Raw genomic sequence first — 24,612 nt, forward strand, 5'->3', positions numbered from 1 at the left:
TGGTTGCGCGGCCGCATAGGTTTGACTTTGGGGCGGACCTGTCGTTAGCGTCGGGCCTTGGGAACATGAACAAACCAGACGCGGGGAGCCGGACCAATGCTGGACAAAGCAATTGCCTCAATCGAGAACCTGAGGGTCGAGTTCCAGACCAAGGATGGTCCGGTTGTTGGTGTTGAGGACGTGTCGTTTCAGGTCAACCCGGGTGAAACCGTATGTATTGTTGGCGAATCCGGGTCGGGAAAATCGGTTTCCAGCCTGTCGCTGATGCGCCTGGTCGAGTTCGGCGGCGGCGAAATTACCGGTGGTCGGTTGCTTTTTGACCGGCGCGAAGACGGCGAAGCGGATCTGGCGAATACGGATCAGGATCTGATGCGCACGATTCGTGGCAATGAAATAGGCATGATTTTTCAGGAGCCGATGACAGCACTGAACCCGGTCTTTACGGTGGGTCGACAACTGACCGAAGGCCTGCGCCTGCACAAAAAACTGTCAAAAGACGACGCAGAAGCCCGTGCATTGAACCTTTTGCGTGAAGTGCGCATCCCCGAGCCGGAACGGCGTTTGCATCAATATCCGCATGAATTGTCCGGTGGCATGCGCCAGCGCGTGGTGATTGCCATGGCGATGGCCTGCGAGCCGCGCCTGTTGATTGCTGACGAGCCGACAACGGCGCTGGACGTGACCATTCAGGCGGAAATACTGGCCTTGATGGATCGTCTAAAACGGGAAACTGGCACGGCGGTGATGTTTATCACTCATGACATGGCGGTTGTGGCCCAGATGGCGGACCGGGTTGTGGTGATGTTCCGCGGCAACAAGGTCGAAGAAGGCACGGTGCACGAGATTTTCTCGAACCCGACGCATGATTACACAAAGGCGCTTTTGGCGGCGGTGCCCAAGCTGGGGGATATGTCGGGGACGGATGTGCCCAGCCCGATGAAGCTGTTTGGCGATGACAGCCATTCGACCGCGCCTATTCCGGGCACGGATCAGCCGATTCTGACGGTGAAAAATCTGACGACGCGGTTCCCGGTGCAGGGGGGGCTTTTGCGGCGGACCGTGGCCAATGTGCATGCGGTCGAGGATGTGTCGTTTACGGTGAACAAGGGACAAACCCTGTCGCTGGTGGGCGAGTCGGGATGCGGCAAATCCACCGCCGGGCGGTCTTTGTTGCGACTGGTTGAGCCGCAATCGGGCCATGTGGAATTTGACGGGGTGGATGTGCTGAGCCTGAACGCAAAGGACATGCATCGGGTGCGTCAGGACATGCAGATGATCTTTCAGGATCCGTTTGCATCGCTGAACCCGCAGATGAAACTGAGCGATCAGGTTGCCGAGCCGATGCGCAATTATGGCACGCATAGTGGCTCGGAAATGATGGACCGTGTTGCGATGTTGTTTGACCGGGTCGAGCTGCCGCGCAGTTTCATGAATCGGTATCCTCATGAAATGTCGGGTGGGCAACGTCAGCGCATCGCGATTGCGCGTGCCCTGGCGCTGAACCCAAAGCTAATTGTGTCTGACGAAGCAGTATCGGCGCTGGACGTGTCGGTGCAGGCGCAGGTGTTGAACCTGATGATGGAGCTGCAGGCAGAGCTTGGCATTTCCTATGTGTTTATCAGCCATGACATGGCCGTGGTCGAACGTGTCAGCCATCATGTCGGCGTGATGTATCTGGGTCGGATTGTCGAGATCGGACCGCGCCGCGAGGTGTTTGAGAACCCGCAGCACCCCTATACCCAAGCGTTGATGAAGGCCGTTCCGATTGCCGATCCGAACCAGCGCAAGTCTGAAAAGGACCTGAATTTCAAACCGATACCGTCGCCAATTCACCCGGTTGAATACGAGGCAGGGCCATCGGAATACAAGGAAGTCGCCCCTGGCCATAAGGTGTTGATTTCGGATAGCGGTTATTGATCGCGAAACGCATCATGTTTGACCACGAGCCCTCCGACAACGTTGCAATGCGACGCTGAAGTGCAAACGTGGGCTATGTCTTGACCTAACGGCCTTTTGTCCTTGTAGACTTTGCGATCCTAGGAAAACCTGTAAATCGGAAGCCAAGATTTTTGGGGATTATCCATGTTTGTATCGGTCAACGGCGCAAAGCTTTATTTCGATGTGGATGGCGAAGGGGTTACGCCCGATGGCTCTGTAATGCGGGAAAAACCAACCGTTGTGATGGTTCACGGTGGTCCGGGCGCTGATCACACTGTTTCAAAACCGTTTTTCTCTCAACTCACGGATATTGCGCAGGTCGTATATTACGATCATCGCGGCAACGGTCGAAGTGACCTTTGTGATGAAGACACTTGGACTCTGGAACAGTGGGCCGATGACTTAAAGGGTTTGTGCGACGCTTTAGGCATCGAAAAGCCTATTGTGATTGGAACGTCATTCGGTGGGTTTGTTACGCTTGCCTATGCTACCAAGTATCCTGATCACGCCAGTGGCCTTGCTTTGATCAGCACATCAGCGAAGGTGGAATTTCCGGCTGTCTATGACGCTTTCCATCGTGTTGGTGGGGAAGAAATAAGCAAGATCGCCGAGGCGTATTGGGAAAATCCAACAGACGAAGGGCGCGCTTTGTATCGGGATCGTTGCGTTCCGTTTTACGATTTCGCCGAGGATAACTCTTCGGATTGGCTTGTGCGCATTTTATGGCGCAATGAAACGGCCTTGTGGTTTAACGGTCCGAACAATGAACATGGTCGATTTGACTTCCGCGATCGGTTATCGAAAATCAATTGCCCCACACTTGTCATGGTCGGAGAAGAAGACCCGATTACACCACCGGAGTTTAGCGATGCGCTGGTCGCGGGGCTGCGAGCTGATCAAACGCATTACATCAGATTTGATAGGTGCGGACATGGCGTTGTCGGAGACAAACCGGACGAGGCGCTAAAGGCGTTGCGTCAGTTCATCAGGTCTGTTTCCACGTCCAGTAGGTGACCGCTTTGGTTACGTTACGTAGTCTTCCACGACCAGCCTTGGCAAAAATAGGTGCGCCCAGCTTATTCTGTCAGAGTTTTCAGATAGTTTTTCAACCCAAGCAACTGGCTGTTAATATTCGACAGCTGAACCCGGTACATCTCACGGATTTCCGCCGTGGGCGACGTTTCTGCCATGACGCGCAGATGTTCGACCAGTTCTTCGAAAGTTGAAATGGCTTTTTCGGCATCTTCAATCGCGGTTTCGTTATCGGCCGGGCTTTCGTCGACCTCCAGTTCAAGGATGATCCGTTTGACTTCGACAATGACCGTATCCGACCAGGTCAGTGCGCTGATCGTCGCGAATGCGTCGACCGTGGTCTGATCCCGATCCATTGGCGCTTCGGCCTCTAACAGCCAGCTCGTCGGGTTTGTGCTGTTCTGCGTCATCATCGCACCCACCCGGTCACGACGCCCTCCTGAATTTAGAAAGGAACGGCCGGTATGAGAGCCGCTGGGGAACGAGTCCGTCGGGTCCCAGTCATCCACGTCATATGTGGGGGGATTGGCGTGAAAGGTGGCACCTGCTCCAATTTTAAGGTTTTCGATCTCAATCCAGGCTTTGTTGTCTGAGGAGGTCGGATCGTCAGTAGCCCAACGCGCATCTATCGCTATGCGCGCCTTGAGCGTAACCGTGCGGCCTTGTCTGTTGTTCAGGGCCACTTTTAGCTGGTCAATGGACAGCGATCTGTCCGCCTGAGTGTGGTCAAGAATGTCGTCGATATCTCCAATCGTATTGATCGCGATGTTTACGGCGGCCTCGGCATTTGCCGGAACAAGCCCGGCACCGGTGGCTACGGTGCCACCAAGCCCGTTTGCTGCGCGTAGCAACGCGCCGACAATACGCTGGAATTTCTTGCGTGTGCCTTCTTCGGAAACAGACACCAACATTCCCATGTTCCAAGTGATTGTCCGCCGGGGGCTTGGCGTGGTTGGAGCCGGTTCAATCGTGACATTCGGCGACATCGTTTTGAACCCTGTTTGCGGATTTGCCGCGCCCATTTTGAGCTGAACAAGCTTTCGGATTTTTTCGTCTCCGAGCGCATTGAGGACGTCGTTGTGTGTAATTCCAAGGTCAATGGTCATAGCGCGTTCCTTATTTGATTACGCAAATACAGGCATCTGGAGCTGTGCGATCTACTCTACCATAACACGAATTGACCCTGGTGCGAAATTCGGGTTGGGACGTGCGGTTGAAATCTCTTGTTTGGGCTCTGTCCAACGGCATAAGGGTAGGTTAGCGTGTATCGAGATTTCGAACGGAGACCACATGCCTGAAACCCTTTCCCCACGCGATATTCTGGACCAGCTGGTGTCGTTTCCAACCGTGTCCCATGACACCAATCTGCCATTGATCGACTGGGTCGAAACCTATCTGGGCAGCCATGGCATCGAGACGTTTCGCCATCCGCATGAAACCGCAGCCGATAAAGCAGCGGTGTTTGCACATGTCGGGCCTAAGGTAGAGGGCGCAATTGTGTTGTCCGGGCATACGGATGTGGTGCCAGTGGCCGGGCAACCCTGGAGCACGGATCCGTTTGTCGTGACTGAAAAAGACGGCAAGCTGTTTGGCCGGGGCACCTGTGACATGAAGGGGTTTGACGCGCTCGCGATCTGGGCCATGGTCGAGGCGCATTACGCCGGGGTGACGCGCCCTTTGCAGTTGGCGCTGAGTTATGACGAGGAAATTGGCTGTACCGGTGCGCCACCTCTGATTGAAAGCATGAATGCGGTATTGCCCAAGGGCAGTGCCGTGATCGTTGGAGAACCCTCGATGATGGGGGCGGTGACGGGGCACAAAGGCGGTACCGGGTTTCATGTGCATGTGCGCGGCTTTGAAGTGCACAGTTCGATCATGCATACCGGCGCGAATGCGATCATGTATGGTGCCAAGCTGATCGAGTGGGCCAATGAGATGAATGCGGCGAACCGTGCGGTTGAACCGACCGGAATGGACGCGGTGTTTGACCCGCCGTGGACCACGTTGCATGTCGGACAGATTGAGGGTGGAACCGCGCATAACATCACGGCGCTGGATTGTCGGTTTGGGTTGGATTTCCGGTTTGTACCCGGCGATGCCGTCGAGGACTGGACCGCCAGAGCCCGCGCAAAGGCCGCAGAGATTGAAGCGGAAATGCAGGCGGTGGTGCCCGAAACGCATATCGAAATGGCAGAGTTTTTCGGCGTGCCTGCTTTGAAGCCCGAAGAAGACGGCGAAGCGGAATTGATTGTGCGCCAGATCACCGGGGACAATGCGGCGCGGGTGGTGAGTTATGGCACCGAGGCTGGGCATTTTCAGAACGCTGGTTACTCTGCGGTGATTTGTGGCCCCGGCGATATTGCGCAGGCGCATCAGCCGGATGAATTTTTGAGTGTGGCACAGTTTGAAAGCGGCCAGAGTTTCATGCGCAAACTTGTGGAAACGCTGAAAGAGTGACCAGCCGACGCCCACATTGCGTGATTGGCTTGATCGCGTCATAGATATTTGCGCTGATTATGCCGCCTGTTACAGCGCGGGCGAAACCCACGAGGCGGGCGATGTCAGAATTTCCAATTTCCCTGCGCAATCCGATTGAACATGCCGGACCATTGCCGACCGAGGCGGATGTAGTGATCGTTGGTGGCGGCGTGATTGGTGTGAGCACCGCGTATTATCTGGACCGCAAAGGGTTGCGTCCTGTGCTGTTGGAGAAAGGGCGCATTGCCGGTGAACAATCATCGCGCAATTGGGGCTGGATTCGCCAACAGGGGCGCGATCTGGTTGAGTTGCCGATCATGATCGAAGCCAATCGATTGTGGAATGAGATTGCTGCTGATCTGGACGCGGATATTGGGCTCTCTACCTGCGGGCTGACATATTTCTCAAGCGGCGAGGCTGAAACCACGCGTTACGAGCACTGGTTAAAAGACGCCGTGCCGTTGGGCGTGGACAGCAGGATATTGTCATCGCGCGAGGTTGACGCGTTGATCCCGGGCATGACCCAAAGCGTTCCGGCCGGATTGCACACCGCTTCGGACATGAAGGCCGAACCATGGGTGGCTGTACCGGCTATTGCGCGTGCAGCGGTGCGGGCCGGGGCGGTTATTGTCGAAAACTGTGCGGCGCGGGTGTTGGACCGTTCGGGTGGGCGGATCAGCGGTGTGGTGACAGAGTTCGGCTTGATCCGGGCGCCAGAGGTGATCGTGGCTGGCGGCGCGTGGTCATCGCTGTTTCTGCGCAACGAAGGCGTGTCGATCCCTCAATTATCGGTCCGAGCCACTGTGGCGGCGACTCAGGCACTACCTGATGTCTATCAAGGCGGCGCGGTTGGCGAGTCTCTGGCGTTTCGCAGGCGGGGCGACGGCGGCTATACGCTGGCCGCCGCTGGGTATCACGAGCTTTTTGTGGGATGGGATGCGCTGCGCAATGTGCCAAAATTTGTGCCGCAACTGCGCCGCGCGCCTTTTGGCACGACATATCGCCCGTTTTCGCCAGAGGTAGGGTATCCGGACGGGTGGTCTACAAAACGGAATTGGGACGCGGATCAGGAAACGGTGTTTGAACGCATGCGTGTTCTGAACCCGGCGCCCAATGCGGGTAAAGTCGAACAGGTCAGAGCCGGGTTCCAGGCCTTGTTTCCGGCCCTGGGCGATGTCAGGATCACGACAAGCTGGGCCGGGATGATCGACACGATGCCCGATATTGTACCGGTTGTGGACCGCGCGCCCGTGCCCGGGCTGAGTATTTGTACCGGCATGTGCGGGCATGGCTTTGGCATTGGACCGGGATTTGGTCGGATCATGGCCGATCTGGTCAGCGGCGACGATGTGGGGCATGATCTGACACGGTTCCGGTATTCCAGGTTTAGCGATGGGTCGCGTCTGGAGTTGGGACCTGACCTTTAGAATTTGCGACAAGGGGGGCAGGGGATGCCAATAAAGAATAGCTTTGCAGAAATGCAGGAAGAGATCACCGGTTGGCGTCGTCACCTGCACAAAAATCCCGAGCTTATGTTCGATGTGCACGAGACCGCAGCCTTTGTCGAAGCTCGCCTGAAAGAGTTTGGTGTGGACGAGATCACCACCGGCATCGGGCGGACGGGTTTGGTGGCAGTGATCAAGGGGCGGCAGGACAGCAAAGGGCGGGTTGTTGGGCTGCGTGCAGATATGGATGCGCTGCCAATCCACGAGGCGACGGGGTTGGATTATGCCTCTGAAGTTGAAGGCAAAATGCACGCCTGCGGCCATGACGGACATACGGCGATGTTGTTGGGGGCGGCCAAGTATTTGGCAGAGACCCGCAATTTCGATGGAACGGCGGTGATGATCTTTCAGCCGGCCGAAGAAGGTGGCGGCGGCGGCAAGGAAATGTGCAACGACGGGATGATGGAGCGATGGGGCATTCAGGAGGTGTACGGCCTGCACAATGCGCCCGGTCTGCCAGTGGGTCAGTTTGCCATCCGCCCCGGGGCGTTGCTGGCGTCGGCGGACGAGTTTGAGATCACTGTAACTGGCAAGGGGGGGCACGCAGCCGCCCCGCATGAAGCGGTGGACACAACCCTGGTTGCGGCGCAGATTGTCGTGTCTTTGCAATCGATTGTCGCGCGGAATGTGAACCCGTTGCACCGGGTTGTGGTCACGGTGGGCACGTTTGAAACCGACAGTGTGGCGTCAAATATCATCGCCCATCAGGTGCGCATGAAAGGCACTGTGCGGGCTTTGGATGCCGAGAACCGCGAACTGGCCAAAGAACGTATATTGCGCATTGCCAAAGATACGGCGTCAGCGTTTGGCGCGACGGCGGTGATGGACTGGCAAGATGGCTATCCACCAACGGTCAACCATGAGACCGAGACCGTTTATGCCGCCGAAGCCGCGCGGGTCGTGGCGGGGGATGTGGATGACAATGTTGATCCGATCATGCCAGCCGAAGATTTTGCTTTCATGCTTGAAGAGCGCCCGGGAGCCTATATCTTTCTTGGCAATGGGGACAGCGCACAGTGCCACCATCCCGCATATAATTTTGATGATGACGCGATCCCGGCTGGGTGTAGCTGGTTCGCGGAAATGGTCGAGCGCCGAATGGCGCTGGATTGAACCAGTCACGTAGGAGCGAAAACCAATGCCCGTAAAAAACCGGTTTGCAGAATTGCAGGCAGAAATCACCGAATGGCGTCGCGATATGCATGAGCATCCCGAGATCCTGTTTGAAACGCATCGCACAAGCGCGCTTGTTGCTGAAAAACTTAAGGAATTTGGGTGTGACGAGATTGTCACCGGGATTGGCCGCACTGGTGTTGTTGGGGTGATCAAAGGCAAATCTGACAGCGCGGGCAAGGTGATTGGCCTGCGTGCGGATATGGATGCCCTGCCTATCCTTGAGGCAACCGGGTTGGATTATGCGTCCAAGACCGATGGCGCGATGCATGCCTGCGGCCATGATGGGCACACGGCGATGTTGCTGGGGGCCGCCAAATATCTGGCAGAGACTCGCAATTTTGACGGCTCGGTTGTGGTGATCTTTCAGCCCGCCGAAGAAGGCGGCGGCGGCGGCAAAGAGATGTGCGATGACGGGATGATGGATCGCTGGGGCATTCAGGAAGTCTATGGTATGCACAACTGGCCGGGTCAGCCGGTTGGGGCGTTTGCCATTCGTCCGGGGGCGTTTTTTGCTGCCACGGATACGTTTGACATCGCGTTTGAAGGTAAAGGCGGGCACGCTGCCAAGCCGCATGAAACGATTGACACAACGGTGATGACCGCACAGGCGGTGCTGGCGTTGCAGACCATTGCCAGCCGCAATGCAGACCCGGTGGATCAGATTGTGGTGTCGGTGACATCCTTTGAAACTTCGTCCAACGCCCATAACGTTATTCCGCAAAAAGTGCAGTTGAAGGGCACGGTGCGCACCATGAGCCGTGCCATGCGCGATCTGGCAGAAACCCGGATCAAGGATGTGTGCGCTGGAGTGGCGACGACATTTGGCGGATCGGTGGATGTCGACTATAACCGGGGGTATCCGGTGATGGTGAACAGCGAAGAGCAGACCGAATTTGCTGCGGATGTGGCGCGTTCGGTAAGTGGGCAATGTGAAGATGCGCCTTTGGTGATGGGCGGCGAGGATTTCGCGTTCATGCTGGAAGAGCGTCCCGGTGCCTATATTCTGGTGGGCAATGGTGACACGGCGATGGTGCACCACCCCGAATATAACTTTAACGACGAAGCTATTCCGGCTGGATGCAGCTGGTGGGCCGAAATTGTCGAGAAACGTATGCCGGCGGCATAATTGTGAGGTTGGGAGGAGGGGCGTTGCCCCTCACGATGCCTTTGCTATGCAAAGGTATCGCTCACCCCAGAGTATTTTCGGCAAAATGAAGCCGAGGCGGGGACGTGTTCCCGTGATGGGCGTGGCGCGCCGTGCTGTTGTCAGCCAGCCCGTATGTCAGCCGCCTGTATGGCTCATGTGGCGCGACATCTGACCGTCAACTGCCTGACGTGAATAGTCGAAATCATGCCCTTTGGGCTTGAGCCGGATCGCGGCGCGAATGGCCTCTTCAAGTGTGACGTCGTCCGTATCGCTTGCGCGCAGGGGCGCACGCAGGTCGGCCATGTCTTCCTGGCCCAGGCACATAAAGAGCTGTCCGGTGCAGGTCAGGCGCACGCGATTGCAGCTTTCGCAGAAATTATGGGTCAACGGCGTGATAAAGCCGATCTTTTGATCGGTTTCTTCCAGCCGCACATAGCGGGCCGGGCCGCCGGTACGTTCGGTCAGATCGCTGAGCGTATAGCGTTCTGCAAGGCGCGCGCGCAGATCGTTGAGGGACCAGTACTGATCCAGGCGATCCTCGTTGCCCAGATCACCCATTGGCATCACTTCGATCCAGGTCATGTCCATATCCCGGTCGGCGCACCATTCGGCCAGCGTGAACAATTCGTCTTCGTTGAAGCCTTTGAGGGCGACGGCGTTGATTTTGACACGCAATCCCGCCGCCTGAGCCGCATCAATACCACGCATCACCTGAGGCAGACGGCCCCAGCGGGTGATGTCGGCAAACTTGGTTTCGTCGATTGTATCAAGCGAAATGTTCACACGCCGCACGCCGCACGCATATAATTCGCCCGCAAACCGTTCGAGCTGAGAGCCGTTTGTGGTCAGTGTCAGCTCTTTCAGGTCGCCGCTGTCCAGATGGCGTTTCATGGCGCGAAAGAACGTCATGATGTCGCGGCGCACCAGCGGTTCGCCCCCGGTGATGCGCAGTTTCTGTACGCCGAGCCGTACAAAAGTGGTGCACATGCGATCCAGTTCTTCCAGAGTTAGAAGCTCTTTCTTAGGCAGAAAGGTCATGTTTTCGGCCATGCAATAGACGCAGCGGAAATCGCACCGGTCTGTCACGGAGACACGCAGGTAATTCACGGCGCGCTGAAAGGGATCGATCAATGGTGTTGTCATGGCACCATAGGTAGTGGCGAATGCCTGCTTGAGCAAGTGTTGTGCGACTTGAAGCTGTCGAAATTCAGGTGCAGTATCTGAGATATGAAAAGAGTTTGGATTATTGTGTTTCTTTTGAGTGTTGCGGGTTGTGACAAAGTCAATATCGGCTGGTTGCAGCGCGACAGCGGTCAGACGTCTGTATCAGATCCGTCACCCAGTGACGTTGTGAGCCCTGAGCCTGTCGACATTGAACCCGTAGCTGTCGTTGACCGCCCGGAAGCGAACAGGGGCGTTCTGGGCACCACGGTAGCGTCGCTAGGGGCCGCGACTGAGCCCGGGATGTGGCTAAAGACGCCGCTGGTGGCCAAAACACGGCCCGGGACGGTGCGCTGGAGCGGGAAAACGGCGTCAGTGACATTGATCCCGATCGAGGGCGAAAGCGGCGCGGGAAGCCGGATTTCGCTGCAGGCGATGCAGGCGTTGGGGATGCCTTTGACGGATCTGAGCGAAGTTCAGGTGTCGGCGGAGTAAACCAAAGTTTAGGGCAAGTATTTGCCGGCTTCTTTGCGTGCAAATGGCTTCATTTTCGCGCCATGCGTGTCCAGAAAAGCGCGGGTCCTGTCGGGATCGTGTTTGGACAGATCGCGCAGCCACCAGGCAATGCCTTTCTGGATAAACCATTGCTGGTCCACAACATATTCGGCGGCCCAGCCCAGAACCCGGTCACGAATTTCCAGATCGCCGGGTTTGGGAAAATTCTGTTTGGTCCAGGGCAATGTAATGACCAGCGCGGCGCGACGGGTCCACATGTGATCCGATGTGGTCCATGTCTCGACCTGTTCGATGCGCGCGGGATCTGCGGTCAGACGTTTTTGCCCCGCCATGCAGGCGTGATTGGCAATTGCCCAGCTGTCAAACTCGGGAACCCATGACTGGATCAGCTCCCATGCCTCGGTGTCGGGGCGAAGCCGGGCCTGGGTCAGGAGTTTGGCTGCGGCCAGACGCGTCTCGAATATGTCAGTTTGCCATAGCGCCTGTGCCAGCGCGACTCGGTCGGGAACGGGCAGCGTGCGCCGCCAGTTTTTGGTCAGATCGTTAATGGCCGTGTTGGGAATGCCCAAAACTGTGCGGGATTGTTTGTGATACACCGCCATTTGTTCGGCGCGTCCAGGTTCAACCAAGTCAGTGAGTGCGGCGAGGGCATCCTCAAGTGTCATGTCAGGGTCCGGTAAGGTTTGTGTTGTGCTGTGCGCATGATTTATTCGACTGTCACTGATTTCGCGAGATTGCGCGGTTGATCCACATCCGTACCCTTTGCCATAGCCGTATGATAGGCCAGCAATTGGGCAGGCAACGCATAGAGGATCGGGCTGAGAATGTCGGGCACTTTAGGCAGTTGAATGGTTTCCCATGTGCCGTCTGATCCTTCGGACATACCTTGGGAATCCGTGATCAACAGCACCTTGCCGTTGCGGGCCATAACCTCCTGCATATTTGATACGGTCTTGTCAAAAAGCGTGTCGCGCGGTGCCATCACCACAACGGGCACATGTTTATCGATCAGTGCGATGGGGCCATGCTTGAGTTCGCCTGACGCATAAGCTTCGGCATGTATATAGCTGATTTCTTTTAGCTTAAGAGCGCCTTCAAGGGCGAGAGGGTACATCACGCCACGTCCTAAGAACAGGATATCACGCGCCTCGGATAGTTTGCGGGCGGCCTCGGCAATTTGAGGTTCAGTTTCCAGCGCCACGTTTAGCGTACCCGGTAAGGCGCGCAAATCTGACAGGTGATCGGCCAGCTGTTCGGAATTGAGAACGCCGCGATCACTTGCGGCTTTAAGGGCAAGCAACAGCAGGACCGTGAGTTGGCAGGTGAACGCCTTGGTCGAAGCCACGCCAATTTCGGTTCCGGCAAGAATGGGCAGGGCCAGATTGCTTTCCCGCGCAATTGAGCTTTCTGCGACATTGACTACAGAAACGATTTTTTCCGCCTTGCCTTCGCAGTACCGCAAGGCCGCCAATGTGTCGGCCGTTTCACCGGACTGAGACACGAAAAGTGCAACGGTGCGGGCCGGGATGGGTGGTTCGCGATACCTGAATTCGCTGGCAATATCCACGTCGACGGGGATCCTGGCGATCTGTTCGAACCAATACTTTGCCGTCAGGCAAGCATAGGACGCAGTGCCACAAGCCACCATCGTCAGCCGGTCAATTTGAGTGAAATCAAGACCGGGATCAGGCAGAACAACCTGTGTTCCGTCGCCCGACAGGTAGTGATCAATAGCCTCCCCGACCACGGTGGGCTGTTCTGCGATTTCCTTGGCCATAAAGTGCTTGTGCCCGGCTTTGTCGACGCGGGCCTGATCCGTTTTGATCTGTTTGACCGCCCGGTTGGCCAGATTTCCGTCAATGTCGCGGATTTCAAGGCTGGAGCGTGTGATAACAGCGCTGTCGCCTTCTTCGAGATAGGTGATCCGGTCAGTCATGGGTGCCAGCGCGATGGCGTCAGAACCGACAAACATTTCGCCGTCCCCATGTCCAATCGCAAGCGGTGACCCTTTGCGGGCGGCAACAATCAGATCTTCCTGACCTTTGAACAGAAAGGCCAGGGCAAAAGCTCCGTCCAGACGGGCCAGCGTTTTTCGCGCGGCCTCAACAGGAGACAGGCCCTTTTCCAAGTAAAGTTGTGTCATGAGCGCGACGGTTTCCGTGTCGGTCTCAGTCACAAAAGAAATTCCGGCTGCCGACAGCTCTTCGCGCAGCTCGCGGAAGTTTTCGATGATGCCATTGTGAACAACCGCCACAGGTCCGGCCTGATGCGGGTGGGCGTTGCTTACGCTGGGTGCGCCGTGTGTCGCCCAGCGGGTGTGTCCGATGCCTGACTTGCCCTGAAGCGGGTTATGCACCAGCAGGTCAGACAGATTGACGAGCTTGCCGACAGCACGGCGGCGGTCCAGCACACCATCGTTTACTGTGGCAATCCCGGCGCTGTCATAGCCGCGGTATTCCAGACGTTTGAGCGCTTCTACCAAGAGAGGCGCAGCTTCGTGGCTCCCAAGAACCCCTACAATTCCGCACATTTTAGCTCTCCTCGCCGCGCTTTTTCTTTTTCATTTTTAACATTTCGAACAATTTGCGTGCAAGACCCGGTTTGGTCACCTGCTCAGCGCGGGCCAAGGCGAGGGCTGCATCCGGCACGTCTTTGGTGATCACCGACCCTGATCCTGTCATCGCGTCATTGCCGATACTGACGGGTGCCACAAGCATTGTGTTGGACCCGATAAAGGCGTTGTCGCCGATGTTCGTTTGATGCTTCATCACGCCGTCATAGTTACAGGTGATTGTGCCAGCGCCGATGTTGGTGCCTTTTCCAACGGATGCGTCGCCCACATAAGACAGGTGGTTCACCTTGCTGCCTTCGCCAATCGTCGCGTTTTTGATCTCGACGAAATTGCCAATATGCGTGCGTTCCGAAAGCTCGGCACCCGGTCGCAGGCGGGCATAAGGACCCACGATGCTGCCACGGGAAACATGGCAGCCTTCCAGATGTGAAAATGCCCGGATGCGCACGCCGCTTTCGACGGTGACACCGGGTCCGAAATACGTGTTGGGTTCGATCACACAATCGCGCCCGATGACCGTATCAAAGGACAACATCACAGAGCCGGGCTGTTGCAGGGTCACGCCCAGATCCAGTAGCTCGGCGCGCGCGCGGTCCTGAAAAATCGCTTCGGCTTGTGCCAGATGGGCGCGCGAATTTATGCCAAGCGTTTCGTCTTCGTCACATTCAACGGCTGTCACGGAAAGACCACGGTCGCGGGCGATGCCAACGATGTCGGTCAAGTAGTATTCGCCTTGCGCATTGTGTGGTTGAACAGCAGAAATCAGATCAAAAAGCTGCGCACGTTGTGCAAGCATTACGCCCGAGTTACAAAATGTTATGGCGCGCTCTTCAGGTGAAGCGTCTGCGAATTCGACAATCTTTTCCAGACTGTCCCCCTGCATGACGAGGCGTCCGTATTTGCCGGGGTCCTGTGCATCAAAGCCGAGCACAACCACGGCGTTATCCTGTCGGGCGCTGACCATTTTTTGCAAGGTTTCGCCGCTTACGAATGGGGTGTCGCCAAACAGAACAATCACGTCACCGTCAAAATCATTCAGCGCGTCCCGGCAAGCATCAACGGCATGAGCGGTTCCGTTTTGGCTTTCCTGCATGACAACCGTAGCATCCGGGTCATGATCCGCCACAGCGGCGCGGACTTCTTCAAACCCATGACCGGCCACGATCACAGTTCGGGCGGGTTCCAGCGCGGCGCCAGCCTGCATCGCGTGCACCAGCATTGGGGCGTTGGCGATTTGGTGCAGAACCTTGGGCTTGTCTGAATTCATCCGGGTGCCTTTGCCTGCGGCAAGGATGACGAGTGCTGTGCTCATGGTGTTTTCTCTTTGTATTCCTGTTGCGCCCGTTTTATCCGCATACAGCAAGGGCGCAAGGCTGATGGCCATCAAAACTGATTGCGCGTTGTAACAGCAATGCGCGGAATAGCGCCAATCCAGAGCAGGGGGCAAGATGATGCGGACAGTGGTTTTCGATCTGGACGGTACATTGGCGGACACAAGCGGTGATTTGATCGCGGCGGCCAACCATTGTTTTCGCGACATGGGGTTTGGCGATGTTCTGAGTGTCGATACGGATGCGGGCGTGGCGTTGCGTGGCGGGCGGCGCATGCTGTCCGAGGGTCTGACACGGTTGGGGCGCATGGACGCTGCGGTTGTCGATCAGTACTACCCGATCCTGTTAAAGGCTTATGGCGATGCGATTTCAGAACATACTGTTTTCTACCCTGGTGCCTTGGAGGCGGTTCGTACGTTGCGCAATTTGGGGTATGGCGTTGGCATATGCACCAACAAACCCGAGGCGTTGGCGGATCAGCTGATGCGCGAGATGGGCGCAAGGGACGCGTTTGGTGCTTTGGTTGGCGCGGATACGTTGCCGGTGCGCAAGCCTGATCCGGCGCCGTTGATTGAAACGGTGCATCGATTGGGTGGCGATCCTGCGAAGACAATTTTAATCGGTGACAGCGATACGGATCACAACACAGCCCGCGCGGCGGGTGTGCCGTCTGTTTTGGTGACGTTTGGTCCCAGTGGCGAAGATATGGCAGCGTTGGAACCGGATGCGTTGCTGCATGATTATGCGGAATTGCCGGACCTGGTGCAGGCGTTGATCGGGCGCAACAGCTGAACTGTATTTTGTTTGGGTGCGCCCGGATGGGTCCTGACTGGAAAGCGATCTGGATATATCGGTCATGATTGCGTTGGTATGACCTGTGCAGTATCGCTGATGCACAGGATTTGGCGGTACGAGGCAGCAGATGAGCGAGATATTTTCCGGCAATTTCACCCAGCAGGAACCAATCCCCGAAGACGCGATTGAGGCGGCTGTGGCCGTGATGCGTTCGGGGCGGCTGCATCGCTATAACGTTGCTGATGGCGAACTGGGCGAAGCGGCGCTGTTGGAGCAGGAATTTGCTGCGCAAGTGGGGGCGAAATATTGCCTTGCTGTGGCGTCGGGCGGATACGCGATGGGCTGTGCGTTGCGCGCGATTGGTGTGAAACCCGGAGACAAAGTTCTAACCAACGCTTTTACACTTGCGCCTGTGCCGGGGGCCATTGCCAGCGTCGGCGCTGTTCCGGTTTTTGTCGGTGTAACGGATCAGTTGATGATCGATCTGGAGGATTTGGCGGCCAAGGTGGATCAGGCAGATGTTTTGATGCTGAGCCACATGCGCGGGCATATCTGTGACATGGATGCCTTGATGACCTTGTGTGACGCCAAGGGTGTGACCGTCATCGAAGATTGCGCGCACACGATGGGCGGCAACTGGAAAGGTGTGCCTTCGGGGCGGCATGGGGTTATGGCGTGTTACTCCACGCAGACTTACAAACACCTGAATTCCGGCGAAGGTGGTTTTCTGATCAGCGATGACGCGGATCTGATGGCGCGGGCTGTTATCTTGTCCGGGTCCTATATGCTTTATGATCGGCATCTGGCCGCGCCCGAACCCGAAGTGTTTGAAAAGGTGAAATACGAGACCCCGAATGTGTCAGGTCGTATGGACAATTTGCGGGCCGCGCTTTTGAGACCTCAGTTGCGTAAGCTGTCCCGGCAGGTCGCCGCGTGGAATGCGCGGTATCAGGTGCTGGAAGAAGGTTTGCGGAACACGCCCGGTTTACAGATTGTTGAGCGCCCGGAGGGAGAGGCCTTTGTTGGGTCGTCCATTCAGTTTCTGCTGTTGGATTGGAGTGCGGACAAGATCAATGACGTCCTGGCGCGTTGCGGGGCGCGTGGTGTGGATCTCAAGTGGTTTGGCGGTGCCGAGCCAGAGGCGTTTACGTCGCGATATGACAGTTGGCGATACGCACCCAGCGCGCCGATGCCCGGAACGGACCGGGTGTTGAAAGGTATCGTTGATATGCGTGTGCCGCTTACATTTTCGTTAGACGATTATGCACTGATTGCGCGGATCATTCGGGCCGAAGTTGGTGCTGTTTGGCAGGGCGGATAGGAGCCACTTCTGCAGATCGGTAGGTTTTGACGCTTCTCCAAGGAGGCGTTTGGGTCAAGATAGACGGGTGCCTGAATTCAGGTGCCCGTTTTTTGTTGGAGATGGGGCCTGTCGCAAAAGAAACTTGATAGAATCGCACAGGCAGCGTATTTAATGAACAAGCGTTCAATAAATGGGAGGGTGGCGCATGTTTATGCACACGATGACATTCGATCTTGGTGAAGACATCAATGCGCTGCGGGACATGGTGCATCGGTATGCGCAGGAGCGTATCAAGCCGATGGCTGCCAAAGTTGATCAGATGAATGCGTTTCCCAACGAGCTTTGGAAAGAATTCGGTGATCTGGGGCTGCTGGGCGTGACAGTGCCCGAGCAATACGGCGGCGCAGACATGTCTTATCTGGCGCATGTGATTGTCATCGAGGAACTGGCGCGGGCGTCGGCATCTGTGTCGCTGTCATATGGCGCGCATTCCAACCTGTGCGTGAACCAGATCAAGCTGAACGGCACAGATGAGCAAAAGGCGAAATACCTGCCGCGTCTGATTTCGGGCGAACATGTGGGCGCGCTGGCCATGTCAGAACCGTCGGCCGGGTCAGACGTTGTGTCGATGAAGCTGCGCGCCGAAAAACGCAATGATCGTTATGTGCTGAACGGCAACAAATACTGGATCACCAACGGGCCGGACGCTGACACGCTGGTGGTTTATGCAAAAACCGACCCAGACGCAGGCCCGCGCGGCATCACGGCGTTTCTGATCGAAAAAGAGATGAAAGGGTTTTCGACCTCTCCGCATTTCGACAAGCTGGGCATGCGCGGATCAAACACCGCAGAGCTGATCTTTGAAGATTGCGAAGTGCCGTTTGAAAACGTGCTGGGTGAAGAGGGGCGTGGAGTCGCCGTTCTGATGTCTGGTCTGGATTATGAACGGGTTGTGCTGGCCGGGATTGGGACAGGCATCATCGCGGCCTGTCTGGACGAGGTCATGCCCTATATGGTCGAACGCAAGCAGTTCGGGCAACCGATTGGGAATTTCCAGCTGATGCAGGGCAAGATTGCCGACATGTATACGGCGATGAATTCGGCGCGGGCTTATGTCTATGAATGCGCCAAGGCCTGTGACGACGGGCGGATCACCCGTCAGGACGCGGCCGCATGCTGTCTTTATGCCTCTGAGGTCGCGATGACACAGGCGCATCAGGCGGTGCAGGCGCTGGGCGGCGCCGGGTATCTGAGCGATAACCCCGTGGGGCGGCTGTTCCGCGATGCCAAGCTGATGGAGATCGGAGCCGGAACCAGCGAAATCCGCCGGATGCTGATCGGTCGGGAATTGATGGCGGCGCAGTCATGAAACGTTTGGCTGCAGCTCTTTGCGTTTTGGGCGCCGCGCCGGTGAGCGCGCAGGAGCTGGTGTTTTCGCCAACTGCGACCGAGCAATGCCTTGCTTCGGTACCGGCAGGCGGGAACACAGATCACTGCATCGGAGAGTCGGCCAATTTGTGCATGGCGCAGACAGAAGGCGGTTGGTCTACGGTTGGCATGTCCGGCTGTTTTGATCGCGAGTGGCAGTATTGGGATACGCGTCTCAACGCGGCTTACAAGAATGTCAGGGCGATCCGCCGTGCGACGGACGCCGAAATGAAAGATTTGGGCAGCGCCGCGCCCAGTCAGGCTGAGGCTTTGAAGCTGATGCAGCGTGGCTGGATCAGCTACCGTGATGCAACTTGTGACTATGAACGGTCCTTATGGGGCGGTGGAACAGGGGGCGGTCCGGCAACGGTGTCGTGCCATATGTTCCTGACAGCCAGACAGGCGCTTTACCTCGAAATCGACGCGATGACGCAATAGACAAACGGGACGATACGATGACCAGACTGACTTCCCGGATCATGACCGGATCAGATGATTTTGCGGCCAACCGGGCTGCGCATCTTGAGATGATTGAAACGGCGCGCGCCGTCGCACAACTGGCCGCACAGGGTGGCGGTGAACGGTCGCGAACGCGCCACCTGAGCCGGGGTAAGATGTTACCGCGTGACCGCGTGGCCGGATTGCTGGACCCGGGCAGCCCGTTTCTAGAGATCGGCGCCACAGCTGCGCATGATATGTATGACGGGGCTGCGCCGGGGGGCGGTGTGGTCGCTGGGATTGGGCGTGTCTGCGGGCAGGATGTTATGGTCGTGTGCAATGATGCCACTGTAAAGGGCGGCACTTATTTCCCGATGACGGTCAAAAAGCATCTGCGCGCCCAGGAGATTGCCGAGCAGAACCATTTGCCTTGTGTGTATTTGGTGGACAGTGGCGGGGCAAACCTTCCTCAACAGGATGAGGTGTTCCCGGATCGCGACCACTTTGGCCGGATTTTCTATAATCAGGCCAATATGAGCGCCAGGGGCATTCCTCAGATCGCCGTTGTCATGGGGTCGTGTACTGCGGGCGGGGCGTATGTTCCGGCGATGTCGGATGTCACGATCATCGTCAAGGAACAGGGCACGATTTTTCTGGCGGGTCCGCCTTTGGTCAAGGCAGCAACGGGTGAGGTCGTGAGCGCCGAAGATCTGGGCGGCGGCGACGTGCACACGCGCCTGTCGGGTGTGGCCGATTATCTGGCAGACGACGATGCCCATGCATTGGCGCTGGCGCGTCAGGCGGTGGGGCATCTCAACCGCAGCAGGCCACAGACGGTTGACTGGGCCTCGCCCGAAGAGCCAGCCTATGACCCCGAGGAAATTCTGGGCGTGGTGCCGGGGGGATTGCGCACGCCATATGACATTCGCGAAGTCATCGCCCGCGTGGTGGATGGATCGCGGTTTGACGAGTTTAAAAAACGCTTTGGCGAAACGCTGGTGTGTGGCTTTGCGCATGTCAAAGGTTGCCCGGTTGGGATAATTGCCAACAATGGTGTGCTTTACAGCGAAAGTGCCGCCAAAGGCGCGCATTTTGTAGAGCTGTGCTCGCAGCGCTCCATTCCGCTGGTGTTTTTGCAGAATATCACCGGCTTTATGGTGGGGCAGAAATACGAGAGCGAAGGCATTGCGCGTCACGGTGCCAAATTGGTGACGGCGGTGGCCACCACTAAAGTGCCCAAGATCACAATGCTTGTCGGCGGGTCGTTTGGCGCCGGGAATTACGGCATGGCAGGGCGGGCTTATTCGCCCCGGTTTCTGTGGTCGTGGCCCAACAGCCGAATTTCGGTGATGGGCGGCGAACAGGCGGCCGGGGTACTGGCCACCGTCAAACGGGATGCGATCGAGCGGGCCGGACAGGAATGGTCTGCCGAAGAAGAGGCCGCGTTCAAGCAACCGACGCTGGACATGTTCGAACACCAGTCGCACCCGCTTTACGCCTCGGCGCGGCTTTGGGACGACGGTATCATCGACCCGCGCCAAACGCGCGACGTGTTGTTTCTGAGCCTGAATGCTGCGCTGAACGCCCCAATTGAGGAGACACGCTTTGGCGTGTTCCGGATGTAATGGGGGCGTTCAAAGGTAACGCCAATTCCGGTTTTTCATTGCTACACATGAATACAAACCGCCAGCTAATTTCATACACCGACAAAGACGTCACGAAACCCTCTGAAGTGACTTCATTTTGCCAGAAATACTCCGGGGGGTCCGGGGGGCAGGCCCCCCGGCCTTGCCATCAACAAGGACAAACAGATGTTCACTAAAATTCTGATTGCCAACCGGGGCGAAATTGCCTGCCGGGTTATGGAAACCGCCCGCGTGATGGGTGTGAAAACGGTTGCTGTGTATTCTGACGCCGATGCCGGGGCCAAACATGTGGCGATGGCGGATCAAACCATACATATTGGCGGGTCTGCCCCTGCAGAAAGCTATTTGCGGGGAAATGTCATCATCGCGGCAGCGCTGGAAAGCGGCGCCACCGGTGTTCATCCGGGATATGGCTTTTTGTCCGAAAACCCTGACTTTGTAGACGCTGTGGAGGCCGCAGGACTGGTGTTTATTGGACCTTCGGCGGATGCTATCCGCAAGATGGGCCTGAAAGATGCAGCCAAAGTGTTGATGGAACAGGCGGGCGTGCCGGTTGTTCCGGGGTATCACGGCGCGGAACAGGCGCCTGACTTTCTGGCCGGGCAGGCTAAAGAGATCGGATATCCGGTATTGATCAAGGCGGTGGCCGGGGGGGGCGGCAAGGGCATGCGGCTGGTGGAAAAGCCTGCCGACTTTGCCGTGGCCCTGGACAGTGCGCGCAGCGAGGCGACAACCGCATTTGGCAATCCCGATGTGTTGATTGAAAAATACATCCAACGCCCGCGCCACATCGAGGTGCAGGTGTTTGGCGATGGCACCAACGCTGTGCATCTTTTTGAACGGGACTGTTCATTGCAGCGCCGCCATCAGAAAGTCATCGAAGAAGCCCCGGCACCGGGAATGACAGAGGAAATGCGTGCTGCGATGGGCTCTGCGGCTGTGCGCGCCGCCGAAGCGATTGGCTATAAAGGCGCGGGCACAATTGAGTTCATTGTGGACGGATCAGATGGGCTGCGCCCGGATGGGTTCTGGTTCATGGAGATGAACACGCGGTTGCAGGTCGAACACCCCGTAACCGAAGCCATCACCGGCGTTGATCTGGTTGAATGGCAATTGCGCGTCGCATCAGGCGAGGGCCTGCCAATGCAGCAGGAGGCCTTGTCGATCACCGGTCACGCGTTTGAGGCGCGCATCTATGCCGAGGACGTGCCAAAAGGCTTTTTGCCCGCGACCGGTACATTGTCGCATCTGGAGTTCCCTGAAACAGCCCGCATTGATAGTGGCGTGAGGTCCGGGGATACGATCAGCCCGTGGTATGATCCGATGATTGCCAAACTTGTGGTGCATGGCGCCACGCGGCAGATCGCATTAAAACAGCTGGAGCGTTCGCTGCGTCATACCGAAATTGGCGGCACTGTCACCAATGTCTCTTTCCTGAGCCTGCTCTCCGCACAACCTGACTTTGTCGCGGGCGATATGGATACCGGATTGATCGAACGTCACATCGAGACTTTGGCCGCGGCACCGGTGGCCTGCACCAAGGCACGGTCCGTGGCGGCATTGACCGCGCTGGGCCTGCTGCAGGCACCGGATGGCGTGCCGCCCGAAGCCTTTGTGATGTGGTCCCCGCTGATCCATAGAATCTCGCTTGTGCATCACGACACACAGATTGACGTGAGTGTGACTGTGCTGGGGACGGGCGACTATCTGGTGGAACTCGCAAATGGACAGCACAAAGTGACCTATGCACAAGGGTGCTGGTGGGTGGATCAGACCAAATTGCTGGCGCGCACAGCGCGTGACGGCAATGAACTGACGGTCTTTTGGGGGAACGGGTATCGCTTTCACATCATTGACCCGTTGGAGCGCGAAGATGAGGCAGATGCTGGTGGTAACGTCGTTATCGCGCCGATGCCGGGCCTGGTAAAAGCGGTGTTTGCCAGCGCCGGGCAGGCCGTGGCACAGGGTGATCGGCTGGCGATACTGGAAGCCATGAAGATGGAACATGCGCTTTTGGCAGCGCGTGACGGCATCATTGCCGAGGTGTTGGCCACCGACGGGCAGCAGGTTGAAGAAGGCGCGGCACTGATCCGGTTGGAAGACGAGGAAGAGGCCTGACATGGGCACATTTGTCGAGATTTTCGAGATGGGTCCGCGTGACGGGCTTCAAAATGAAAGGCGTCGGATTCCAACCGAGGAAAAGATCGCGCTGGTCAATTGTCTGAGCCGCGCCGGATTTAAACGCATTGAGGTGGCCAGCTTTGTCAGCCCGAAATGGGTGCCGCAAATGGCGGATTCAGCGCAAGTACTGGCCAATATCGACCGTCTTCAGAATGTGTCATATGCCGCGCTGACGCCAAATATGCAGGGGTTTAACCGGGCGGTCATGGCCCAAGCTGATGAAATTGCGGTTTTCGGATCGGCCTCGGAAAGGTTTTCCAAAGCCAACATCAACGCGACCATTGCAGAAAGCTTTGAACGGTTTGCCCCGGTTGTGGAAGCGGCCAAAGAGGTGAATCTGCCGGTTCGGGGATATGTCTCGTGCGTTACAGATTGCCCATATGACGGGCCGACGCCGCCGGAGAAGGTGGCAGAGGTTGCGGCATATCTGCGCGACGCGGGGTGTTATGAGATCAGTCTGGGGGACACGATTGGCCAGGCCACGCCGGAAAGCATCTCAGCGATGCTGGACGCGGTGTTGCAGGAGGTGCCCGCAGAACAACTGGCCGGGCATTATCACGACACGTCCGGACGGGCGCTGATCAATATAGAGGCTTCGCTGGACAAAGGGTTGCGGGTTTTTGATGCCGCAGTAGGGGGGCTGGGCGGTTGCCCGTATGCGCCGGGAGCGGCCGGGAATGTCGCAACTGAAGCTGTGCACGCACGCCTAGTGGCTTTGGGTTACGAAACCGGGCTGGACGAGGCTGTGTTGCTGGATGCAGCCGATATGGCGCGGCGCATGCGCGAGGAATGACGACATCAGGGTGCCTGCCATTAATGTTCTGTGGATAAGTTTTGCGAGGAAGAGACATGTTTGAAACGCTTTTGACAGAGTTAGACGCGCGCGGCGTTGCGACTCTGACGCTGAACCGTCCTGATAAACACAATGCCATGTCCGGTGAGATGCTTGTCGAGCTGAAACAGGTCGCTGCGCAATTGGCGGAGGATGATGCCGTGCGTGTTGTTGTGCTGACCGGTGCAGGTAAATCGTTTTGCGCGGGTGGTGATCTGGGCTGGATGCGGGCGCAGCGCGATATGGACCCGGTCACGCGCGGACGCGAAGCCCGCAAGTTGGCGGAGATGCTGCAGGCGCTGAACACGCTGCCAAAACCTTTGATCGGCAAGATACAAGGCAATGCCTTTGGTGGGGGTGTTGGGCTTGCCTGTGTGTGTGACGTGGCCATTGGCGTGGACGGTTTGACCATGGGTTTAACCGAAACCCGGTTGGGGCTGATCCCGGCCACCATCGGGCCCTATGTGGTCGCGCGCATGGGCGAGGCCAGAGCGCGGCGTGTGTTCATGTCGGCGCGCCTTTTTCCTGCTCAGGAGGCGGTGGATCTGGACATTTTGGCCCGGTCCGTCCCGTTGGACGCGCTGGATGACGTCGTTGAGGGTGAAATTGTCCCGTATCTGACCTGCGCGCCCGGAGCTGTGGGGCGGGCCAAGGCGCTTGTCCGTAAGCTGGGCCCAAGAATAGACGACGAGGTTATCGACCACACAATTGCCGAATTGGTCGCTTGTTGGGAGGGCGATGAGGCCGAAGAAGGTATTCGGGCCTTTTTCGCCAAGGAAAAGCCGAACTGGGGACAGTAATTACCGTTTCACATCCGGTTTTGCAGGCCGAGAATTGCGCGCAATTATGCGGCGCGCCAAATTCCGACTGATTTTGTTGGTTAAAGGCGGGCGGAGGAATCATTCTCTGCCGGTCTGAGTTTCCGTGACAGTTATCTCAAATTAAGGGGCCGACCGATTGCCGCATGGCGATTGGAATTATTCACATATCCCTGTAAAATAACAATAAATCAGTCAAAGTCTGAAAACTGAATGTGTACGGGGTATGTTGACCCCGCCATAGGGCAGAGGTAAACCCCGATTAGTCTGTACAGCCATCTGACTGCGCCTGATATTCGCGCATGAAAGGAGCTA

The 24,612-nt window shown here is 57.1% G+C and carries 20 protein-coding genes; 15 read left to right on the forward strand and 5 right to left on the reverse strand.

Annotation, left to right across the window (positions count from 1 at the left end):
- Positions 1-96 precede the first annotated feature (96 nt).
- Positions 97-1,917: an ABC transporter ATP-binding protein gene (locus ABJI08_RS14800; RefSeq protein ID WP_348402611.1), complete on the forward strand. Its 1,821-nt coding sequence runs from the start codon at positions 97-99 to the stop codon at positions 1,915-1,917.
- A gap of 165 nt (positions 1,918-2,082) precedes the next feature.
- Positions 2,083-2,952 carry an alpha/beta hydrolase gene (locus ABJI08_RS14805; protein ID WP_348402612.1) on the forward strand — a complete coding sequence of 290 codons (870 nt, stop codon included), beginning with the start codon at positions 2,083-2,085 and terminating at the stop codon, positions 2,950-2,952.
- Positions 2,953-3,014: 62 nt separating this feature from the next.
- Here the strand turns inward: ABJI08_RS14805 and ABJI08_RS14810 are convergent, their stop codons facing one another.
- On the reverse strand, positions 3,015-4,076 hold the full coding sequence (locus ABJI08_RS14810) for a hypothetical protein (protein WP_348402613.1): 1,062 nt from the start codon (positions 4,074-4,076) through the stop codon (positions 3,015-3,017).
- Between the two features lie 184 nt (positions 4,077-4,260).
- Between ABJI08_RS14810 and argE the strand changes: the two genes are divergently transcribed.
- The 4 genes from argE (at position 4,261) to ABJI08_RS14830 (ending at position 9,255) form a co-directional block, all read left to right on the forward strand.
- Complete coding sequence (argE, locus tag ABJI08_RS14815) at positions 4,261-5,427, forward strand: acetylornithine deacetylase (RefSeq protein WP_348402614.1); 1,167 nt, start codon at positions 4,261-4,263, stop codon at positions 5,425-5,427.
- A 101-nt stretch (positions 5,428-5,528) separates the two neighbouring features.
- The gene (locus ABJI08_RS14820) at positions 5,529-6,875 is read left to right on the forward strand and encodes an FAD-dependent oxidoreductase (protein ID WP_348402615.1); all 1,347 of its coding nucleotides are present in this window, start codon (positions 5,529-5,531) and stop codon (positions 6,873-6,875) included.
- A 24-nt stretch (positions 6,876-6,899) separates the two neighbouring features.
- Complete coding sequence (locus ABJI08_RS14825) at positions 6,900-8,066, forward strand: M20 aminoacylase family protein (protein ID WP_348402616.1); 1,167 nt, start codon at positions 6,900-6,902, stop codon at positions 8,064-8,066.
- Between the two features lie 25 nt (positions 8,067-8,091).
- Positions 8,092-9,255: a M20 aminoacylase family protein gene (locus ABJI08_RS14830; protein ID WP_348402617.1), complete on the forward strand. Its 1,164-nt coding sequence runs from the start codon at positions 8,092-8,094 to the stop codon at positions 9,253-9,255.
- A 156-nt stretch (positions 9,256-9,411) separates the two neighbouring features.
- Here the strand turns inward: ABJI08_RS14830 and moaA are convergent, their stop codons facing one another.
- On the reverse strand, positions 9,412-10,419 hold the full coding sequence (gene moaA / locus ABJI08_RS14835) for a GTP 3',8-cyclase MoaA (protein ID WP_348402618.1): 1,008 nt from the start codon (positions 10,417-10,419) through the stop codon (positions 9,412-9,414).
- Between the two features lie 84 nt (positions 10,420-10,503).
- Here moaA and ABJI08_RS14840 point away from each other — a divergent pair, with 84 nt between their 5' ends.
- Complete coding sequence (locus ABJI08_RS14840; protein ID WP_348402619.1) at positions 10,504-10,932, forward strand: hypothetical protein; 429 nt, start codon at positions 10,504-10,506, stop codon at positions 10,930-10,932.
- 8 nt (positions 10,933-10,940) lie between these two features.
- Here ABJI08_RS14840 and ABJI08_RS14845 read toward each other — a convergent pair whose 3' ends face one another.
- Genes ABJI08_RS14845 through glmU form a run of 3 tightly spaced genes read right to left on the reverse strand, consistent with a single transcriptional unit; the run spans position 10,941 to position 14,837 of the window.
- Entirely contained in the window at positions 10,941-11,618 is a 678-nt protein-coding gene (locus ABJI08_RS14845; protein WP_348402620.1) for a DNA alkylation repair protein, read from the reverse strand.
- A gap of 41 nt (positions 11,619-11,659) precedes the next feature.
- On the reverse strand, positions 11,660-13,483 hold the full coding sequence (gene glmS / locus ABJI08_RS14850) for a glutamine--fructose-6-phosphate transaminase (isomerizing) (protein WP_348402621.1): 1,824 nt from the start codon (positions 13,481-13,483) through the stop codon (positions 11,660-11,662).
- 1 nt (position 13,484) lies between these two features.
- The gene (gene glmU, locus ABJI08_RS14855) at positions 13,485-14,837 is read right to left on the reverse strand and encodes a bifunctional UDP-N-acetylglucosamine diphosphorylase/glucosamine-1-phosphate N-acetyltransferase GlmU (RefSeq protein ID WP_348402622.1); all 1,353 of its coding nucleotides are present in this window, start codon (positions 14,835-14,837) and stop codon (positions 13,485-13,487) included.
- A gap of 139 nt (positions 14,838-14,976) precedes the next feature.
- Here glmU and ABJI08_RS14860 point away from each other — a divergent pair, with 139 nt between their 5' ends.
- The 8 genes from ABJI08_RS14860 (at position 14,977) to ABJI08_RS14895 (ending at position 24,279) form a co-directional block, all read left to right on the forward strand.
- Positions 14,977-15,648 carry an HAD-IA family hydrolase gene (locus tag ABJI08_RS14860; RefSeq protein WP_348402769.1) on the forward strand — a complete coding sequence of 224 codons (672 nt, stop codon included), beginning with the start codon at positions 14,977-14,979 and terminating at the stop codon, positions 15,646-15,648.
- Between the two features lie 130 nt (positions 15,649-15,778).
- A complete protein-coding gene (locus ABJI08_RS14865; protein ID WP_348402623.1) occupies positions 15,779-16,972 on the forward strand; it encodes a DegT/DnrJ/EryC1/StrS family aminotransferase in 1,194 nt (397 codons plus the stop codon).
- Between the two features lie 187 nt (positions 16,973-17,159).
- Complete coding sequence (locus ABJI08_RS14870; RefSeq protein WP_348402624.1) at positions 17,160-18,323, forward strand: isovaleryl-CoA dehydrogenase; 1,164 nt, start codon at positions 17,160-17,162, stop codon at positions 18,321-18,323.
- Positions 18,320-18,820 (forward strand): lysozyme inhibitor LprI family protein, encoded by a 501-nt coding sequence (locus tag ABJI08_RS14875; RefSeq protein ID WP_348402625.1) that lies wholly within the window; start codon positions 18,320-18,322, stop codon positions 18,818-18,820. Before ABJI08_RS14870 ends, ABJI08_RS14875 begins: the two co-directional genes overlap by 4 nt.
- 17 nt (positions 18,821-18,837) lie before the next feature.
- Positions 18,838-20,445, forward strand: coding sequence for a carboxyl transferase domain-containing protein (locus tag ABJI08_RS14880; protein WP_348402626.1), 1,608 nt, complete (start codon positions 18,838-18,840; stop codon positions 20,443-20,445).
- A 186-nt stretch (positions 20,446-20,631) separates the two neighbouring features.
- Positions 20,632-22,584 (forward strand): acetyl/propionyl/methylcrotonyl-CoA carboxylase subunit alpha, encoded by a 1,953-nt coding sequence (locus tag ABJI08_RS14885; protein WP_348402627.1) that lies wholly within the window; start codon positions 20,632-20,634, stop codon positions 22,582-22,584.
- A 1-nt stretch (position 22,585) separates the two neighbouring features.
- The gene (locus tag ABJI08_RS14890) at positions 22,586-23,440 is read left to right on the forward strand and encodes a hydroxymethylglutaryl-CoA lyase (protein WP_348402628.1); all 855 of its coding nucleotides are present in this window, start codon (positions 22,586-22,588) and stop codon (positions 23,438-23,440) included.
- A gap of 56 nt (positions 23,441-23,496) precedes the next feature.
- Complete coding sequence (locus ABJI08_RS14895) at positions 23,497-24,279, forward strand: crotonase/enoyl-CoA hydratase family protein (RefSeq protein ID WP_348402629.1); 783 nt, start codon at positions 23,497-23,499, stop codon at positions 24,277-24,279.
- Positions 24,280-24,612: the final 333 nt, after the last annotated feature.

It is taken from the genome of Shimia sp., from assembly GCF_039969785.1.
Lineage (GTDB): Bacteria > Pseudomonadota > Alphaproteobacteria > Rhodobacterales > Rhodobacteraceae > Shimia.

Coding starts and splice junctions, on each gene's coding strand:
- ABJI08_RS14800 (WP_348402611.1), top strand. CDS start 97: ATGCTGGACAAAGCAATTGCCTCAATCGAGAACCTGAGGGTCGAGTTC.
- ABJI08_RS14805 (WP_348402612.1), top strand. CDS start 2,083: ATGTTTGTATCGGTCAACGGCGCAAAGCTTTATTTCGATGTGGATGGC.
- ABJI08_RS14810 (WP_348402613.1), bottom strand. CDS start 4,076: ATGACCATTGACCTTGGAATTACACACAACGACGTCCTCAATGCGCTC.
- argE (WP_348402614.1), top strand. CDS start 4,261: ATGCCTGAAACCCTTTCCCCACGCGATATTCTGGACCAGCTGGTGTCG.
- ABJI08_RS14820 (WP_348402615.1), top strand. CDS start 5,529: ATGTCAGAATTTCCAATTTCCCTGCGCAATCCGATTGAACATGCCGGA.
- ABJI08_RS14825 (WP_348402616.1), top strand. CDS start 6,900: ATGCCAATAAAGAATAGCTTTGCAGAAATGCAGGAAGAGATCACCGGT.
- ABJI08_RS14830 (WP_348402617.1), top strand. CDS start 8,092: ATGCCCGTAAAAAACCGGTTTGCAGAATTGCAGGCAGAAATCACCGAA.
- moaA (WP_348402618.1), bottom strand. CDS start 10,419: ATGACAACACCATTGATCGATCCCTTTCAGCGCGCCGTGAATTACCTG.
- ABJI08_RS14840 (WP_348402619.1), top strand. CDS start 10,504: ATGAAAAGAGTTTGGATTATTGTGTTTCTTTTGAGTGTTGCGGGTTGT.
- ABJI08_RS14845 (WP_348402620.1), bottom strand. CDS start 11,618: ATGACACTTGAGGATGCCCTCGCCGCACTCACTGACTTGGTTGAACCT.
- glmS (WP_348402621.1), bottom strand. CDS start 13,483: ATGTGCGGAATTGTAGGGGTTCTTGGGAGCCACGAAGCTGCGCCTCTC.
- glmU (WP_348402622.1), bottom strand. CDS start 14,837: ATGAGCACAGCACTCGTCATCCTTGCCGCAGGCAAAGGCACCCGGATG.
- ABJI08_RS14860 (WP_348402769.1), top strand. CDS start 14,977: ATGCGGACAGTGGTTTTCGATCTGGACGGTACATTGGCGGACACAAGC.
- ABJI08_RS14865 (WP_348402623.1), top strand. CDS start 15,779: ATGAGCGAGATATTTTCCGGCAATTTCACCCAGCAGGAACCAATCCCC.
- ABJI08_RS14870 (WP_348402624.1), top strand. CDS start 17,160: ATGTTTATGCACACGATGACATTCGATCTTGGTGAAGACATCAATGCG.
- ABJI08_RS14875 (WP_348402625.1), top strand. CDS start 18,320: ATGAAACGTTTGGCTGCAGCTCTTTGCGTTTTGGGCGCCGCGCCGGTG.
- ABJI08_RS14880 (WP_348402626.1), top strand. CDS start 18,838: ATGACCAGACTGACTTCCCGGATCATGACCGGATCAGATGATTTTGCG.
- ABJI08_RS14885 (WP_348402627.1), top strand. CDS start 20,632: ATGTTCACTAAAATTCTGATTGCCAACCGGGGCGAAATTGCCTGCCGG.
- ABJI08_RS14890 (WP_348402628.1), top strand. CDS start 22,586: ATGGGCACATTTGTCGAGATTTTCGAGATGGGTCCGCGTGACGGGCTT.
- ABJI08_RS14895 (WP_348402629.1), top strand. CDS start 23,497: ATGTTTGAAACGCTTTTGACAGAGTTAGACGCGCGCGGCGTTGCGACT.